Origin of the sequence: Acinetobacter sp. UBA5984, from assembly GCF_002429925.1 — a bacterium.
Taxonomy (GTDB): domain Bacteria; phylum Pseudomonadota; class Gammaproteobacteria; order Pseudomonadales; family Moraxellaceae; genus Acinetobacter; species Acinetobacter variabilis.
Window position 1 is genome coordinate 21,874 of sequence record NZ_DJBE01000028.1, and the last position, 15,422, is coordinate 37,295.

Genomic DNA, 15,422 nt, shown 5'->3' on the forward strand with positions numbered 1-15,422 from the left:
TTTTTGAGAGAAAAAATCTTGATTTATGGGTTTAGAAACCGTAGTTTTATATAAAATAAAATTTCGCTATACAAAATAAATGGAGTTTTTTGATGGAACAGGTAGTTCAAGTAGAGCAAATCTCGACACATGTGGCGATGGTCAAGATCCATCGTCCAGAAGCTAAAAATGCCCTGAATACAGAAGTGCGCCAGAAACTGGCTGCGGCTTTTCTGCAATTGAATGACGATGAAAATATCCGTGCCATTATTCTCACTGGCGGTGAAACTGATTTCGCTGCAGGCGCTGACCTTAAAGAATTAGCCAATGCTGAAACGATCCAGATGATGCAACGTCGTACTGAGCGTTACTGGCAAGCCATTGCGCAGTGTTCAAAGCCGGTGATTGCAGCAGTAAACGGTTATGCATTGGGCGGTGGCTGTGAACTGGCGATGCATGCGGACATTATTATTGCCGGAAAAAGTGCCCAGTTCGGTCAGCCTGAAGTCAAAGTAGGGGTAATGCCAGGTGCGGGTGGTACACAGCGTTTATTCCGTGCCGTGGGTAAATTCCATGCGATGCGTATCATCATGACGGGTTGTCTGGTACCAGCGCCGGAAGCTTATCAGATTGGCCTGGTGTCTCAAGTAACGGAAGACAGTGAAACCCTGGCAACAGCAATCAAAATGGCTGAAGGTCTGGCAAAAATGCCGCCAATCGCGCTTGAACAAATCAAGGAAGTGGCTTTACTGGCTGAAGATGTGCCACTCAATGCTGGCTTAATGCTGGAACGTAAATCTTTCCAGATGCTGTTTTCTTCAGAAGATCAAAAAGAAGGTATGCAAGCCTTTATTGAAAAACGTAAACCAAATTATCAGGGACGATAAGCATGAGTATTCAAATTCAGAAAATCGGTATTATTGGCGTAGGTACGATGGGTGCGGGTATTGCCCAGATCGCAATTCAGTCGGGCCATGATGTCGTGTTGTTTGATGCCAAAGCGGGTGCTGCTGAACAGGCACAAGAAAAGCTGGCTAAAACATTAAATACCCTGGCTGATAAAGGTAAATTCAGCCATGAAAAAGCTGCTGAAGATCTTGCTCATTTATCCATTGCCCAGCAGATCGAAGACCTGAAAGATTGCGATTTAATCGTTGAAGCGATTATTGAAAATCTGGAAATCAAACAAAAGCTGATGCAGCAACTGGAAGGTATCGTAAAACCGGAAGCGATTCTGGCATCCAATACATCTTCACTGTCTATCAGTGCGATTGCCGCCAATTGCAGCCAGCCGGAACGCGTTGCCGGTTATCACTTCTTTAACCCGGTTCCACTGATGAAAGTGGTTGAGGTGATTGAAGGCTTTAATACCCGTGCTGATATTGTAGATGCACTCACTCAGTTATCTACAAAAATGGGACATCGCCCGGTAAAAGCCAAAGATACCCCGGGATTTATCATTAACCATGCTGGTCGTGCCTTTGGTAGTGAAGCCTATGCGATTCTGAATGAAAATGTCACTCCATTTTATGACATTGACCGCATCTATCGTGACGGCATCGGTTTCAAGATGGGACCATTCGAGTTAGGCGATCTGACCGGGATGGATGTATCTCATCCGGTAAGTGAATCAATTTATCACCAGTATTATGAAGAAACACGTTACCGCCCAAGCGTGATTACCCGCCAGCGTTTTATTGCTAAACAGCTAGGCCGTAAAACTGGTAAAGGTTTTTACGATTATACCTCGGGGAGCAAAGTAGGTGATGTGGCTCCAACCTTGGTTGAAAAGCTGGATCAATATCCATCGGTTTGGCTGGGTACAGAATATAGCGAAGACCGTCAAGCGCTTGAGCAATATCTACAGCAGTTCAACATCCAGATCGAGCAGACTGACGCACCTTCAGCAGATGCTTTAATCCTAATTGCGACTTATGGTGAAGATGCCACTTCAGCCGCAGTCCGCTATCAGGTGTCTCCGCAGCAAGTAGTCTGCATTGATCTGCTTTATGGCCTAAATAAACACCGTACCTTGATGCCAACGTTTGTCACCAAAGCTGAACTGGTAAACGCAGCGCAATCGATTTTCAATCTGGATGGTGTGACTGCAAGCACAATTCAGGAAAGCGTTGGTTTTGTAGCACAACGTGCTTTGGCCATGATTGTGAATCTTGGCTGTGATATTGCCCAGCAAGGTGTTGCAACCGTAGAAGATATCAACGTTGCCGTGAAGTTAGGCCTTGGTTATCCATACGGCCCAATTGAATGGGGCGATGTACTGGGTGCGGAAAAAATTCTGAAAATTTTAGACCGCATGACTGCAATTACCCGTGACCAGCGTTACCGCCCAAGTCCTTGGTTGCGCCGCCGCGTTCATCTCGGTTTACCTCTTGTTCATACTACACATTAATTAAAAAGTTAAAGGAATAACACTCATGTTAAATGCCTATATTTATGATGGTTTACGTTCTCCAATCGGTCGCCATGCAGGAAGCCTGGCAACTGTACGTCCAGATGATCTGGCAGCAACAGTTATTAAAAATCTGCTAGAAAAAACCGGTATTCCAGCAGCTGACGTAGAAGATGTAATCTTTGGTAGCACCAACCAGGCCGGTGAAGACAGCCGTAACGTGGCTCGTTTTGCGGCACTGCTTGCAGGTATGCCTGTGACCGTTCCAGGTCAAACTGTAAACCGTCTTTGTGCTTCAGGCTTGGGCGCTGTGATTGATTCAGCACGTGCCATTACCGCAGGTGAAGGCGAGCTGTATATTGCAGGTGGTGTAGAAAGTATGACGCGTGCACCGTTTGTAATGGGTAAAGCTGAAAGCGCGTATTCACGTGATGCCAAAATCTATGACACCACGATTGGTACACGTTTCCCAAACCGTAAATTTACTGATCAGTTTGGCGCGCACAGCATGCCAGAAACAGGTGATAACGTCGCTGAAGAGTTTGGCATTACGCGTGAACAGGCAGATACTTTTGCTGCTGCATCACAAGCGAAATATCAAGCTGCAAAAGAAGCAGGTTTCTTTGAAGGTGAAATTACACCGATTGAAGTTTCACAAGGGCGTAAATTACTGCCTAAATTAGTGATTGAAGATGAACATCCACGTCCATCTTCGACATTTGAAGCATTATCCAAGTTAAAACCGCTTTTCGAAGGTGGTGTAGTCACTGCGGGTAATGCATCAGGTATCAATGACGGCGCTGCAGCACTGATTATCGGCAGTGAAAAAGTTCAGGAACAGTATGGCTTAAAACCTTTAGCTCGTATCCTGTCTTCTGCAGCCGCTGGCATTGAGCCACGCATCATGGGCGCAGGTCCAATCGAAGCAATCAAAAAAGCCGTTAAACGTGCAGGTTTGACGCTAGATGATATGGACATTATCGAGATCAATGAAGCATTTGCCAGCCAGGTGTTATCTTGCCTGAAAGGTCTGGATGTTGCATTTGATGATCCGCGTGTGAATCCAAACGGTGGTGGTATTGCGATTGGCCATCCATTGGGCTGTTCAGGTGCGCGTTTGGCCTTAACCGTCGCACGTCAATTACAGCGTACTGGTAAAAAATATGCCGTGATCAGTTTATGTATCGGTCTGGGTCAAGGCCTGGCGATGGTGATTGAAAACCCTGAAGCTGCATAACAGCTTTAGTCATCGTATTAATGCCATGTATAGATAATATACATGGCATTTTTTATTAGACTATTTATATAGAAATAAAAATCCCTGCATATCGCAGGGATTAATTAAATCAGCGTAAGGATTATTTGCGGTCAGTGACCAATAAAGTTGCTGAACCAAAGGCATAAATTTTACCGTCTTTGTCGACAATTCGGCCTTCTGAGGTCAGCACATTGCGTCCGATCCGGATCACTTCACCAATGGCTGTATAAGTTTCACCATTTTTCATGGCTTTGAGCATTTTGACATTCAGGTCAATAGTGGAAAAACTGACACCAGCATCAACTGTGGTATGCACTGCTGCACCAGTTACGCTATCCAGAACAGTGGCGCAAAATCCACCATGAATGCCGCCTTGCAGATTGAAGTGACGTTCATCTGGATAAACTTCATATTCCACATAGTTTTCATGGACGACACTGAGTTTCATGGGAATCAGTTGTCCCATCGCTGAACCAGGCAATTCGCCATTTTTAATTGCGGTTAGATATTCAAGTCCATTCATTTGAGCTGTAGTCATATCGTTTCCCTTTAATAAAATATTTCGCTTTATGAAATAATATTCTGTTTTTATAAAATTATGATATAACAGATAGTGATCGAAATGCTATATTTTTCTAGGATGGAATGATGACAATAAAAAATCTCGTTACAGCTGCTGAATGGCAGGCACGCTGTGAACTGGCAGCGCTTTATCGCATTATTGCGCATTATCGGATGACTGACCTGATTGATACCCATATCAGTTTAAGAGTTCCAGATCAGCCTGACTGCTTTCTGATTAATCAATATGGGGTCGCATTTGAAAAAATGCGTGCTTCAACGCTGGTGAAGATTAATCATGAAGGACAGGTGGTAGAAAGCTATGAACAAGACAAGCCAGTCAATATGGCAGGCTTCGTGATTCATTCTGCGATTCATGAAGCACATCCTCATCTGAATTGTGTCATTCACACCCATACCGCGGATGGAATTGCTGTTTCTGCACAGAAACACGGGCTTCTCCCAATTTCCCAGCACGCCATGAAATTTTATCAGCATGTGGCCTATCACGAATATGAAGGCGTTGCGCTTTCAACTGACGAACAAGAACGCTTGATTCAGGACTTGGGCGACCATCGTGCCATGATTTTACGCAATCACGGACTATTAACGGCTGGGGAGACCATTGCACGGGCTTTTCATGAAATTTATTTTCTGGAACGCGCCTGTCAGGCACAGGTGAAAGCCTTAAGCGGCGGTGCTGAATTGCATTATCCAGCAGAAGAAGTCCGAATTAAAACAGCCAAGCAGTTCGCGAGTCCTCTCATTGAACCGATATTACAGCGTGCCTGGCAGGCCGCTTTATCCCTGATTGAGCATCAATATACGGAGTATGCATCATGATTGTTATTTCCAGTTCTGTACCGAATATTGAGGCCATTTTGGTCAAGTCTTTTCAAAAATATGCGCCAGCTGGTAGTTTCTGTACAGTGGAGAGCCCTGAAGCTGAACGGGCAACCACAGTTGCTGCCTGGTTTCCAGATCTGGAAAAAGTGCAGCAGCTACCAAAGCTTGGCCTGATTCATTCGATTGCTGCTGGGGTAGAACATTTAAACTTAAATGCTGTACGCCCAGATCAAGCCGTTTGCCGGGTACTGGATCCACATCATCAAAAAGGCATGTTTGATTATCTGCTTTGGGGCGTGCTGTATTTTCAGCGTTATTTTGACCTCATGATCCAGCAGCAAAAGCAGCAGCTGTGGAAGCAATATCGCCAGAGCTATAGCCATCATATCCAGATCGGGATTATGGGACTGGGGCATATGGGCGGATACGTAGCAGAACGCTTTGCTGACATGGGCTATCAAGTCTCTGGTTGGTCGAATTCCCCAAAAGATATTAATCAAGTTAAAAGTTATGTGGGTCAAGAACAGCTTTCCGAGTTCCTGGCTCAAAGTCAGATTCTGATTAACCTGCTACCCCTTACCGAAGAAAATACCGGGATTCTTTCTGCTGAATTATTTCAGCAACTGCCTGAACAGGCAGCTTTGATTCATGTCGGGCGTGGCCAGCATTTAATCGAGCAGGATCTACTCAATGCACTGGATTCTGGCCAGTTACGTGGTGCAATTGTCGACGTATTTGAACAGGAACCTTTGGCTGCTGACCATCCATTCTGGCAGCACGAAAAAATTGTGGTGACACCACATGTGGCCTCACATGCCCCAATGTCTGTGGTGGTAGAGCAGATTCTGGAAAATGACCGCCGTTTAAATCAAGGCCTGGATTTGTGTCATCAGGTGGATGTCAATAAAGGCTATTAATTGTAGGGATACAGATAAAAAATAAGGAAATTGATGATGTGGGAAATGATTCAGACTCAGGTTCAGCAAGGCATCGCTACTTTAAGTTTTAATCGGCCAGATTCACTGAACAGTTTTAACCGGCAAATGCATGAGGAAATGCAACAGGTTTTGAAAAGCTGGAATACGAATCCGGATATTCGGGTGATTGTGATTCTGGGTAATGGTCGGGCATTTTCTGCAGGGCAGGATTTAAAAGAACGGGCTGGACAGCTTGGCAATGTACCTTTGCCACCAGAGGGTTCGCTGGCTAAATACTATAATCCTTTAATCAACCTGATTCGCAAAAGCCCTAAACCTGTGATTGCAGCGGTAAATGGTGTGGCTGCCGGTGCAGGGGCTAATATCGCACTGGCTTGCGATCTGGTCATTGCCAAGGAAAGTGCCAAATTTATTCAAGCCTTTTCTAAAATCGGCTTAATTCCTGATGCCGGCGGTACCTGGATGTTGCCGCGTTTAATTGGTTATGCACGCGCTATGGCATTAACCTTACTCGGTGAACCTGTGCATGCCAAAGAGGCTGCTGAAATGGGCATGATCTGGAAAATGATCCCTGATGCAGAATTTGATGCTTATATCGAAGAACTTGCACAGCGACTGGCACAACAGCCGACCTATGCACTGGCTTTAACTAAACAGGCGCTGCAACGCAGTGCTGAAAATAGCATGGATCAGCAACTGGAGCTGGAACAAAACCTGCAATATCTGGCCCTGAGTAGTCAGGATTATAAAGAAGGTGTACAGGCCTTTATCGAAAAACGCCCCGCACAATTTACCGGACGCTAAGGAGAGCATTCATGAAAATTCAAACGCGTATTACCGAGCTTTTAGGCATTCGCTATCCGATTATTCAGGGCGGCATGATGTGGGTCGGTACTGCAGAAATGGCCAGTGCAGTCTCCAATGCAGGTGGTTTGGGAACGCTGACGGCATTGACACAACCCACACCTGAAGCGCTGACCAAGGAAATTGCACGCTGCCGTGAAATGACAGATCAGCCTTTTGCAGTAAATCTGACTTTATTGCCCGCTGTAAACCCACCGCCGTATGCCGAATATCGACAGGCTATTATTGAAAGTAGAATCAAGATTGTAGAAACGGCAGGCAACAAACCACATGAACACATTGAAGCCTTTAAACAGCATGGCATCATTGTGATTCATAAATGTACCTCGGTACGTCATGCACTTTCAGCACAAAGAATCGGCGCGGATGTGATCTCGATTGACGGTTTTGAATGTGCTGGTCATCCGGGTGAAGACGATATTCCTGGACTGATTCTGATTCCAGCAGCCGCTGATCAACTCACTGTACCGATTGTAGCCAGTGGTGGTTTTGCGGATGGTCGTGGTTTGGTGGCAGCACTTGCTTTAGGTGCAGAAGGCATCAATATGGGAACACGTTTCTGTGCCACACAAGAAGCGCCGATCCATCCAAATATCAAGCAGTTTTATGTCGACAATGATGAACGGGCAACGCATCTGCTTTACCGTCAGTTCAGGAATACTGCGCGTGTTGCGAAGAATGCAGTATCTGATCTCGTCGTTAAAATGGGTGAAGATCCAAATCTGGAATTTGAACAGATTCGCCCTTATGTCAGTGGCTTAAAAGGCAAGCTGGCTTTGGAAAATGGCGATGTTGATGCAGGCATACTGACAGCAGGTCAAGTGATGGGATTGATCCATGACATTCCAACCTGTCAAATGCTGATTGACACTATCATGCAAGAAGCAGAACAGATTGTTCAGCAACGTTTGGCTCAGTTTTTCCCGCGCTAGATCGTTTCATTTTGGTCATTTAATCAAAAGCCATTCATTACCGAATGGCTTTTTTATACCAAAGTTTTAATTTTTTAAATGTGATTTTTTATGTCATGACTAGATTTTATCCATGAACTTATATTATATTCGACCTAAAACATAATTTCGTATTATGAAATTAATTGTCATAAATATACAAATTAGAACTCATACAAGGGAATTACGATGAGAAATTATATTGCGCCATTAAAAGACATGAAGTTTGTCCTGAAAGATCTGCTCAATGTTGAACAGAAATACACAGGCTATGCAAAGTTTGCAGACAAAGTTTCTATGGATATTATGGAACAATATCTGGAAGTCGCTGCGGACTTTTGCCAAAACGAACTTCTACCGATTAATGCAACAGGCGACCAGCAGGGCTGCCGTTTGCAGGATGGCGTCGTAACTACACCGGATGGTTTTAAAGCGGCTTATGACAAATATGTAGAACTCGGCTTTACTTCATTAACTGGCGATGAAAAATATGGCGGTCAAGGCTTCCCGACTTTATACCGTATTGCCATTTCAGAAATTATCACAGCGACCAACTGGTCTTGGGGTATGTATCCAGGCCTGTCACATGGTGCGATGCGTACCTTAGAGCATCATGGTAGCGATGAACAAAAACATAAATTCCTGGTGCCTTTAATTGCAGGTCGCTGGACCGGAACCATGTGTTTGACTGAATCACATGCGGGTTCTGATCTGGGCCTGATCCGTACCAAAGCGGTGCCAAATGAAGATGGCAGCTACAGCATCAGCGGTGAGAAAATCTTTATTTCTGCAGGTGAGCATGATCTGGCTGAAAATATCGTGCATATTGTGTTAGCACGTTTACCGGATGCGCCTGCCGGCACCAAAGGTATTTCACTGTTCATCGTGCCTAAATACAATCTGGATGAAGCTGGGAATGTGGCTTCTCGCAATGGCGTGGTGTGTAGCGCGATTGAACACAAGATGGGTATTCATGGCAATGCGACCTGTGTGCTGAATTTTGACAATGCCAAAGGCTTCCTGATCGGGCCTGAAAACCGCGGCTTGAACTGCATGTTTACCTTTATGAACTCTGCGCGTATTGGAACGGCGATTCAGGGTCTTGCTGCAGCTGAATCTTCTTATCAAGGTGCATTGGCTTATGCCAAAGACCGTCTGGCGATGCGTTCACTTGAAGGTGCTAAAGAGCCAAATCTGCCTGCGGATCCAATCATCGTGCATCCAGCAGTACGTAATATGTTACTGACTCAGAAAGTATTTGCAGAAGGTTCACGTGCCTTGGCTTATTATCTGGCTACGTATGCAGATATTGCTGAAGCAACAGATAATCCTGAAGAGAAAAAAGCCGCAGAAGATCGTCTGGCATTATTAACCCCAATTGCTAAAGCATTAATGACTGAAACGGGTGTAGAAGCAGCCAAACACGGTATGCAGGTTTTTGGTGGACACGGCTATATTGCTGAACATGGCATGGAACAGATTGCCCGTGATGCACGTATTGCTAGCCTCTATGAAGGCACCACTGAAATTCAGTCTATTGATTTACTGGCTCGTAAAGTGCTGGGTTCGAAACTAGGTTTATTGACTGCATTAACAGATGAGATTCAGGGCTTTGTAAAAGAACATCAGCAACATGCCCAGTTTAACCAGCAAGTGGCACAAGTGAGCCAGTTGACTGAGCAATGGCTAGAATTAACCAAAACCATTCAGTCTCAGGCGCAACAGTCTGCCAATGAAATCGGTGCGGCATCAGTCGATTACTTATATTTCTCTGGTTATGTAGTGTCTTCATATTTATGGCTAAAAATGGCGATTACGGCTCAGCAAAAGATTGAAGAAGGCAATACTGATCCGTTCTATGCAGCGAAGATCAAAACCGCACAATTCTTCTTTGCACGTATTCTGCCAAGAACTTCAACCCACATTGCCAATATTCAGGCCGGTGGTGAGAGCTTGTTCCTACTGACTCCTGAAGAGTTTAAATTCGATTAATCCTTTTACCCACGATCAATCTCTCGATCGTGGGTCTTTTTTTAATTTCTATTTTTTCATCCTGCACAATATTCAATATCGATGGGTACTTTTCAGTATTACATCGGCCATAAAACAACAAGATCAGGAGTCTATATGGATTTAGACACGATTACACGACAATGTCCTTATGGTGATCAACAACTCACTTATCATGAAGTCGGACACAAATCCTCATATCCCACCATTATTCTGATTCATGGCACAGGTGGAAATACCGACAAACATTTCAGTTATATTTTCCCCATGCTCGGTATTCATCAGCGGGTTTTATCCATTGATTTGTATACCCCGGATAAAGCTGATCTGGCAGTGACTGATTTTAGTCACCAAGTTGAAGTCCTGATCCATCATGCAGTTGAAGAAGATGAAGCTATTACTGTGGTGGGTTATTCACTCGGTGCCGTGATTGCTGCACAACTGGCTGCAAGTCTTAAACAGCGCGTGGCACGTTTGATTTTGTTAGCCGGTTGGGCAAAAACCAGTTCGGTGCAACAACTACGAACCACCATCTGGCAACAGTTATTTAATGATCAATCTGCAGCATTGCCGCATTTCGTGAATTATTGCCTATATAGCGATGACTATCTGTCAGCTCGTACTGAAAAACAGGTGCTTGATCTGGCACGTTTCGTCAAACCTTCTCAAGATGCAGCTAAACAGCGTGAACTAAATTATCGCATTGATATCACCGCCATTTTGCCGGACATCTCTGCTGAGACCTTGATCGTGGCCTGTCGTGAAGATCGTATGGTGCCTTTAGCGCAAGCAAAATTACTCTTTGCTTCGATTCAGAATAGCCGTTATATCGAAATTTCTTCGGGACATGCGATTCATATTGAAGCGCCAGCAGAAGTTGTGCAGCTAATTAATCAGTTTAGCCAGCATCCAGAGCAGTATCCGGCGAATCAAAAAATCCAGCCCATGATGCCTTAAAAAGGAGAAAAATAATGCAAGCTCAAGGACAGCGCAGCAAGATTTTAATTGTAGGCAGCGGTTTTGGTGGCCTAGGAATGGCGATCCGTCTTAAACAGCAGGGCATTCACGATTTTAAAATCATTGAACGTGCAGCAGAAGTAGGCGGAACATGGCGTGATAACACCTATCCCGGTGTCGCCTGTGATGTACCATCGCATTTATATTCTTTCTCGTTTATTAAAAACCCTAACTGGTCACGTGTCTTTCCGCAAGGGGCAGAAATTCAGCGTTATTTAATCCAATGCTGTGATCAGGAAAATATCCGGCCACATATTGATTTTCATACACAACTGGAAAAAGCCAGCTGGAATACCGAAAAACGTATATGGGAAATCCAGACCTCTAACGGTTTGTATCAGGCAGATTTTTTAATTACAGCAACCGGGCATCTGGCAGATGAACATCTGCCACAAATTCCGGGATTGGATGAATTTCAAGGTCAGGTAATGCATTCTGCACGCTGGAATCACGAAGTGAATCTGGATAATCAGCGTGTGGTCGTCGTAGGTTCAGGCGCTTCTGCGATCCAGCTTGTACCGGAAATTGCCAAAACAGCAAAAAGTCTGACCGTATTGCAACGTAGTGCAGCGTATATCTTGCCGCGACCGGACCGACCTTATTCTGAGTCAGAAAAACAGCTTTTCCGCAAAGATCCGGACAGCATGTCGGCGTTAAGACATTCCTTGTTCTGGGGTAATGAATACAATTTTGCCCAGCGCCGTAATCTGAAAAGCCAGATCGAGCGGGTCAAAAAAAACTGCCTACAATTCTTGAAACACCAGATTCCAAATTCTGAATTACAGCGAAAACTTACACCGAATTATGAACCCGGCTGCAAGCGTTTATTGCTGTCCAATGATTATTATCCGACTTTTCTAAAACCGAATGTCACGCTTGAAGATTCAGCTTTGGCTCAAGTGAATAAGGATGGCGTAATCAGCAAATCAGGCAATGAATATTCTGCAGATATTATTGTCTTTGCTACCGGATTTGAAGCAGCACGACCACCTTATGCCGCAAAGGTAGTGGGTAAACATGGCCTAAGCTTGGAGCAGCAATGGTCTAGTGGTATGCAGGGTTATCAATCTACGACAGTCCATAATTTTCCAAACCTGTTCATTCTGAATGGTCCCAATACCGGAAGTGGGCATAACTCAGCGCTTTATTTCCTGGAAACCCAATTTGATCTGGTACTGGACGCCTTGCAATTTTTTGAACAGCAACAGATTCAGGTTTTTGAAGCCGATCAGAACGCCGAAAATCGCTATATGCAGGAATTACAGCAACTTTCCCAAGGCAGTGTCTGGTTATCAGAAAGCTGTCAAAGCTGGTATCTGGACCCGGTGAGTCGCAAACTGACTTTGGTCTGGCCGGATTATGCACATTCTTTCAGAGATAAAAACCAGCATTTTATTCGCAGTGGTTACCATTATGAATATATAGAAAATGCTCAGAGAAAAGTTGTCTGATTTTTAAATTTATTCATTAAAAAAACCAGTCTATTTGACTGGTTTTTTATCAAAAGATGATAGAGATTAATCTGCTTTTTGCGGATCATATAAGCGATCACGTATAAACAGTGCAGGAATCAGACCGCAAATAAAATAGGCACCTGCCATTTACCAGTAGACCCGTTCCAATTGAGCCTCCATGAGCAAAATAACCAATAGTGAGTGGTGCAAATGCTGCTCCGATACGGCCTATATTGAATGCACCACCTACAGCCGTACCACGAATCGAAGTAGGGAAGCTTTCAGTCATATACGTGGCATTAATGGCAAATGGCATACCATACAAGAAGCCGAACATGAGCATCAGGTACAAAATATTGGTCGGTGTATTGAAATAAATTACAATCTGAAGAAACAGAGCTGTGCTCATGGTTCCAAAAGCGAACAAGGCACGTCGTCCGAAACGATCTGCCAGAATCCCGGCGACGATCTTGGCAAAAATCATGATCATAAACGTGCCAACCATATAGCCAGTCATAGCCTTAAAGCTGATGCCCAGATCCGATTCGAGATAGGCAGGTAAGCAGTTACTTAAACCGGCATAGCCAAATTTCAGGGCACCAGCACTTAAAATCCATAGTAAAAATATCCAGCAGTGATTTTTATCTTTGAGAATGACTTTATAAGGATTCTCTTTTTTCACCTTAACTTTGCTAGCTGCTTCCTGACGTTTTAATTTACGTGAACGTAGCCATGAATCCGGCTCAGGAACAAGAAAATAAAGCAGAAAAGCCAGAACGATCGGGCAAATGGTAATCCAGTACAGCATACGCCAGCTATATTCAGGAATAATCCAGCCCGCCAGTAAAGTTGCACATAATGAACCTAAGGTAAAACCGGTCATAAGTGCCGCCAGAATAGTCGTCCGGTATTTTGTCGGAACATATTTTGACATTAAGGTATTACAGGCGGTGTATAGGGAACCCAGTCCAATAGCTGCAATACTGCGGATAATTAAAAACTGATGATAAGATTCTACAAAGCCCAAAGTGCAAGATAAACTTGAAGCAAAAATCATCTAAAATACAATAACTTTCTCCCGGCCAAAATGGTCACAGGCCCAACCGCCAATCACTCCACCGACCAGACTCCAGCTCCCTAAAGCACCTGCCTGAACTGTGGTTAAATTAAATTCAGCTTTGATACTGGTAAGGCTATAGGCCAAGAAAGCCAGATCAACACCGTCTGCAAGTAAAATAAGAAAACATAGAATAAACGCGGTCATCCATATTTTTTTAGGCTGAACTGTAACTCGTTCAGCTTCTAGCACTGAAGTTTCATACGTCATCATCGACATCCTTTTCTTGTTACGTTGTTGTTTTATAAGAATGAATCCACATTCTTTTTTTGCTTTTAATGATTTACTATTTCACTATAAGAAATTTAATATTATTAATTGATAAAATATATACAAATAATTAGCCATAAAATTCGTGATTTCATTTGTAAAAATTTGAAATTAGCCAAATATTGGATTGATTTGGAAGGAAAGATAACGTTATTATTTTTTAATCAAAATAAAGTTTCACGATACAAAATAAATTTTAAAATCAAGGATAGGAGTGCTGTAATGACAAGTCAGCTATGGATGGAAGAATATAAAAAATGGAACGTCAATCCGGAATTTACCCGGCCTGACCCTGATAAAACTTTGAGCACGACAATTGCTGAGAATCTACTTAAGTTCAAGGATAAGACTGCTTTCTTTTATCTGGATCGAAAGTTCAGCTATCAGGAGATTGATGTATATAGCCAGAAACTGGCTACTTACCTACAGAATCTAGGCCTAGCAGCCGGTAGCCGAATCGCGGTGATGTTGCCGAATATTATTCAATATCCGATTGCGACTTTCGCGATTATTCGTGCGGGTTATATTCTGGTTAATGTAAACCCGATGTACACCCAGCGTGAGTTGTATCATCAAGTTCAGGATTCAGGAGCAGAAGCCTTGATTATTCTAGGCTCAACCTTAAAACAGTTAAATAATCTGGATGAATGTCCTGCACTGAAACATGTAATTTCTACTCATCCGCTCGATTTTATTCAGGATCAGTCGATATCAATTTATAGCCAAATGGAGCAACATCCAGAAAAACAGTTTTCTGACTTTAAACAGGTGATTGATCAGGTACAGGTGATTGATTTTGTAGCCCCTGTACAGCAGCAAGAAGATACCGTTATTCTGCAATATACCGGTGGAACTACAGGTGTTTCCAAAGGTGCTGAGCTCAGTCATCGCAATATCTTATTTAATATTGCCCAGAACAGTACAGTGTTTATCAGCCATTTTGACGATCGTTATGCCACAGAAGATGAATATGTGTTTTGTGCCTTGCCGCTGTATCACATTTATGGTTTTACCATCTGCCTGTTCAGTTATGGACTAAGTCGAGGTTTTGCCAATGTGCTGATTCCAAATCCAAGAGATCTGGACGCTTTAGTGGATCAATATCATAAACATCCTCCGACGGTGTTTCCGGGCGTGAATACCATGTTTAATGCATTGGCTCATCATCCACGTTTCCGCGAGCTGGATCACTCACGCCTAAAAACCACGACAGGCGGTGGTGCATCTGTTTTAAAAAACACGGCAGAATTATGGTATGAAGTCACAGGCTGTCATATCTATGAAGGCTACGGTCTTTCTGAGACCTCACCAACGGCAACATTTAACCCGCCTTTAAGCAAGCGCTTTAGCAGTAGTATTGGCTTGCCATTGGCAGGCACAGAAATTCAGATTCTGGATGACGAAGGAAAACCTGTAGCACTTCATCAGGCTGGAGAAATTGCTATTCGCGGCCCTCAGGTGATGAAAGGTTACTGGAAGCAACCGGAAGCAACAGCACAGGTATTTACCAAAGATGGTTTCTTCCTGACAGGTGATATCGGCTGTATGGATGAGAAGGGCTATATCACCATTCTGGACCGTAAAAAGGACATGATTCTGGTCTCGGGTTTTAATGTCTATCCAAATGAGTTGGAAGGTATTTTATCTAAACATCCTAAAGTACTGGAATGTGCCGTCATTGGGGTGGATGATGAAAAATCTGGACAAGTTCCGAAAGCCTTTATTGTAAAACAGGATACCAGTCTGAC

General features: G+C 43.7%; 12 protein-coding genes and 1 pseudogene. 11 read left to right on the plus strand and 2 right to left on the minus strand.

All coding sequences use genetic code 11. The features are described 5' to 3' along the window. Nucleotides 1-92 precede the first annotated feature (92 nt). Genes B3J29_RS04255 through B3J29_RS04265 form a run of 3 tightly spaced genes read left to right on the plus strand, consistent with a single transcriptional unit; the run spans nucleotide 93 to nucleotide 3,626 of the window. Nucleotides 93-866 (plus strand): enoyl-CoA hydratase, encoded by a 774-nt coding sequence (locus B3J29_RS04255; RefSeq protein ID WP_004785705.1) that lies wholly within the window; start codon nucleotides 93-95, stop codon nucleotides 864-866. Between the two features lie 2 nt (nucleotides 867-868). After that, nucleotides 869-2,389 carry a 3-hydroxyacyl-CoA dehydrogenase gene (locus B3J29_RS04260; protein WP_004785707.1) on the plus strand — a complete coding sequence of 507 codons (1,521 nt, stop codon included), beginning with the start codon at nucleotides 869-871 and terminating at the stop codon, nucleotides 2,387-2,389. A 25-nt stretch (nucleotides 2,390-2,414) separates the two neighbouring features. Then, the gene (locus B3J29_RS04265) at nucleotides 2,415-3,626 is read left to right on the plus strand and encodes a 3-oxoadipyl-CoA thiolase (protein WP_004785708.1); all 1,212 of its coding nucleotides are present in this window, start codon (nucleotides 2,415-2,417) and stop codon (nucleotides 3,624-3,626) included. A 121-nt stretch (nucleotides 3,627-3,747) separates the two neighbouring features. On the opposite strand, the gene B3J29_RS04270 is transcribed toward B3J29_RS04265, so the two are convergent. Then, nucleotides 3,748-4,185, minus strand: a complete 438-nt coding sequence (locus B3J29_RS04270) for a PaaI family thioesterase (RefSeq protein ID WP_004785711.1) — start codon at nucleotides 4,183-4,185, stop codon at nucleotides 3,748-3,750. A 110-nt stretch (nucleotides 4,186-4,295) separates the two neighbouring features. On the opposite strand from B3J29_RS04270, the gene B3J29_RS04275 reads away from it, so the two are divergent. The 7 genes from B3J29_RS04275 (at nucleotide 4,296) to B3J29_RS04305 (ending at nucleotide 12,284) form a co-directional block, all read left to right on the plus strand. Continuing rightward, the gene (locus B3J29_RS04275; protein WP_004785712.1) at nucleotides 4,296-5,051 is read left to right on the plus strand and encodes a class II aldolase/adducin family protein; all 756 of its coding nucleotides are present in this window, start codon (nucleotides 4,296-4,298) and stop codon (nucleotides 5,049-5,051) included. Then, on the plus strand, nucleotides 5,048-5,971 hold the full coding sequence (locus tag B3J29_RS04280; protein ID WP_004785714.1) for a 2-hydroxyacid dehydrogenase: 924 nt from the start codon (nucleotides 5,048-5,050) through the stop codon (nucleotides 5,969-5,971). The genes B3J29_RS04275 and B3J29_RS04280 overlap by 4 nt, the downstream gene beginning before the upstream one ends. Before the next feature lie 36 nt (nucleotides 5,972-6,007). Continuing rightward, nucleotides 6,008-6,796 carry an enoyl-CoA hydratase-related protein gene (locus B3J29_RS04285; RefSeq protein WP_004785716.1) on the plus strand — a complete coding sequence of 263 codons (789 nt, stop codon included), beginning with the start codon at nucleotides 6,008-6,010 and terminating at the stop codon, nucleotides 6,794-6,796. Nucleotides 6,797-6,807: 11 nt separating this feature from the next. Continuing rightward, on the plus strand, nucleotides 6,808-7,788 hold the full coding sequence (locus B3J29_RS04290; RefSeq protein WP_004785718.1) for an NAD(P)H-dependent flavin oxidoreductase: 981 nt from the start codon (nucleotides 6,808-6,810) through the stop codon (nucleotides 7,786-7,788). 207 nt (nucleotides 7,789-7,995) lie between these two features. Beyond that, entirely contained in the window at nucleotides 7,996-9,798 is a 1,803-nt protein-coding gene (locus B3J29_RS04295; protein WP_104426126.1) for an acyl-CoA dehydrogenase C-terminal domain-containing protein, read from the plus strand. A 135-nt stretch (nucleotides 9,799-9,933) separates the two neighbouring features. Next, nucleotides 9,934-10,773, plus strand: coding sequence for an alpha/beta fold hydrolase (locus B3J29_RS04300; RefSeq protein ID WP_004785722.1), 840 nt, complete (start codon nucleotides 9,934-9,936; stop codon nucleotides 10,771-10,773). A gap of 14 nt (nucleotides 10,774-10,787) precedes the next feature. Next, entirely contained in the window at nucleotides 10,788-12,284 is a 1,497-nt protein-coding gene (locus B3J29_RS04305; protein ID WP_004785724.1) for a flavin-containing monooxygenase, read from the plus strand. Between the two features lie 66 nt (nucleotides 12,285-12,350). Here B3J29_RS04305 and B3J29_RS04310 read toward each other — a convergent pair. Further along, a pseudogene (locus B3J29_RS04310) lies at nucleotides 12,351-13,614 on the minus strand (MFS transporter). Nucleotides 13,615-13,896: 282 nt separating this feature from the next. On the opposite strand from B3J29_RS04310, the gene B3J29_RS04315 reads away from it, so the two are divergent. Beyond that, nucleotides 13,897-15,422 (plus strand): AMP-binding protein (locus tag B3J29_RS04315; RefSeq protein WP_286964469.1); only part of this gene is annotated, 1,526 nt, incomplete at its 3' end.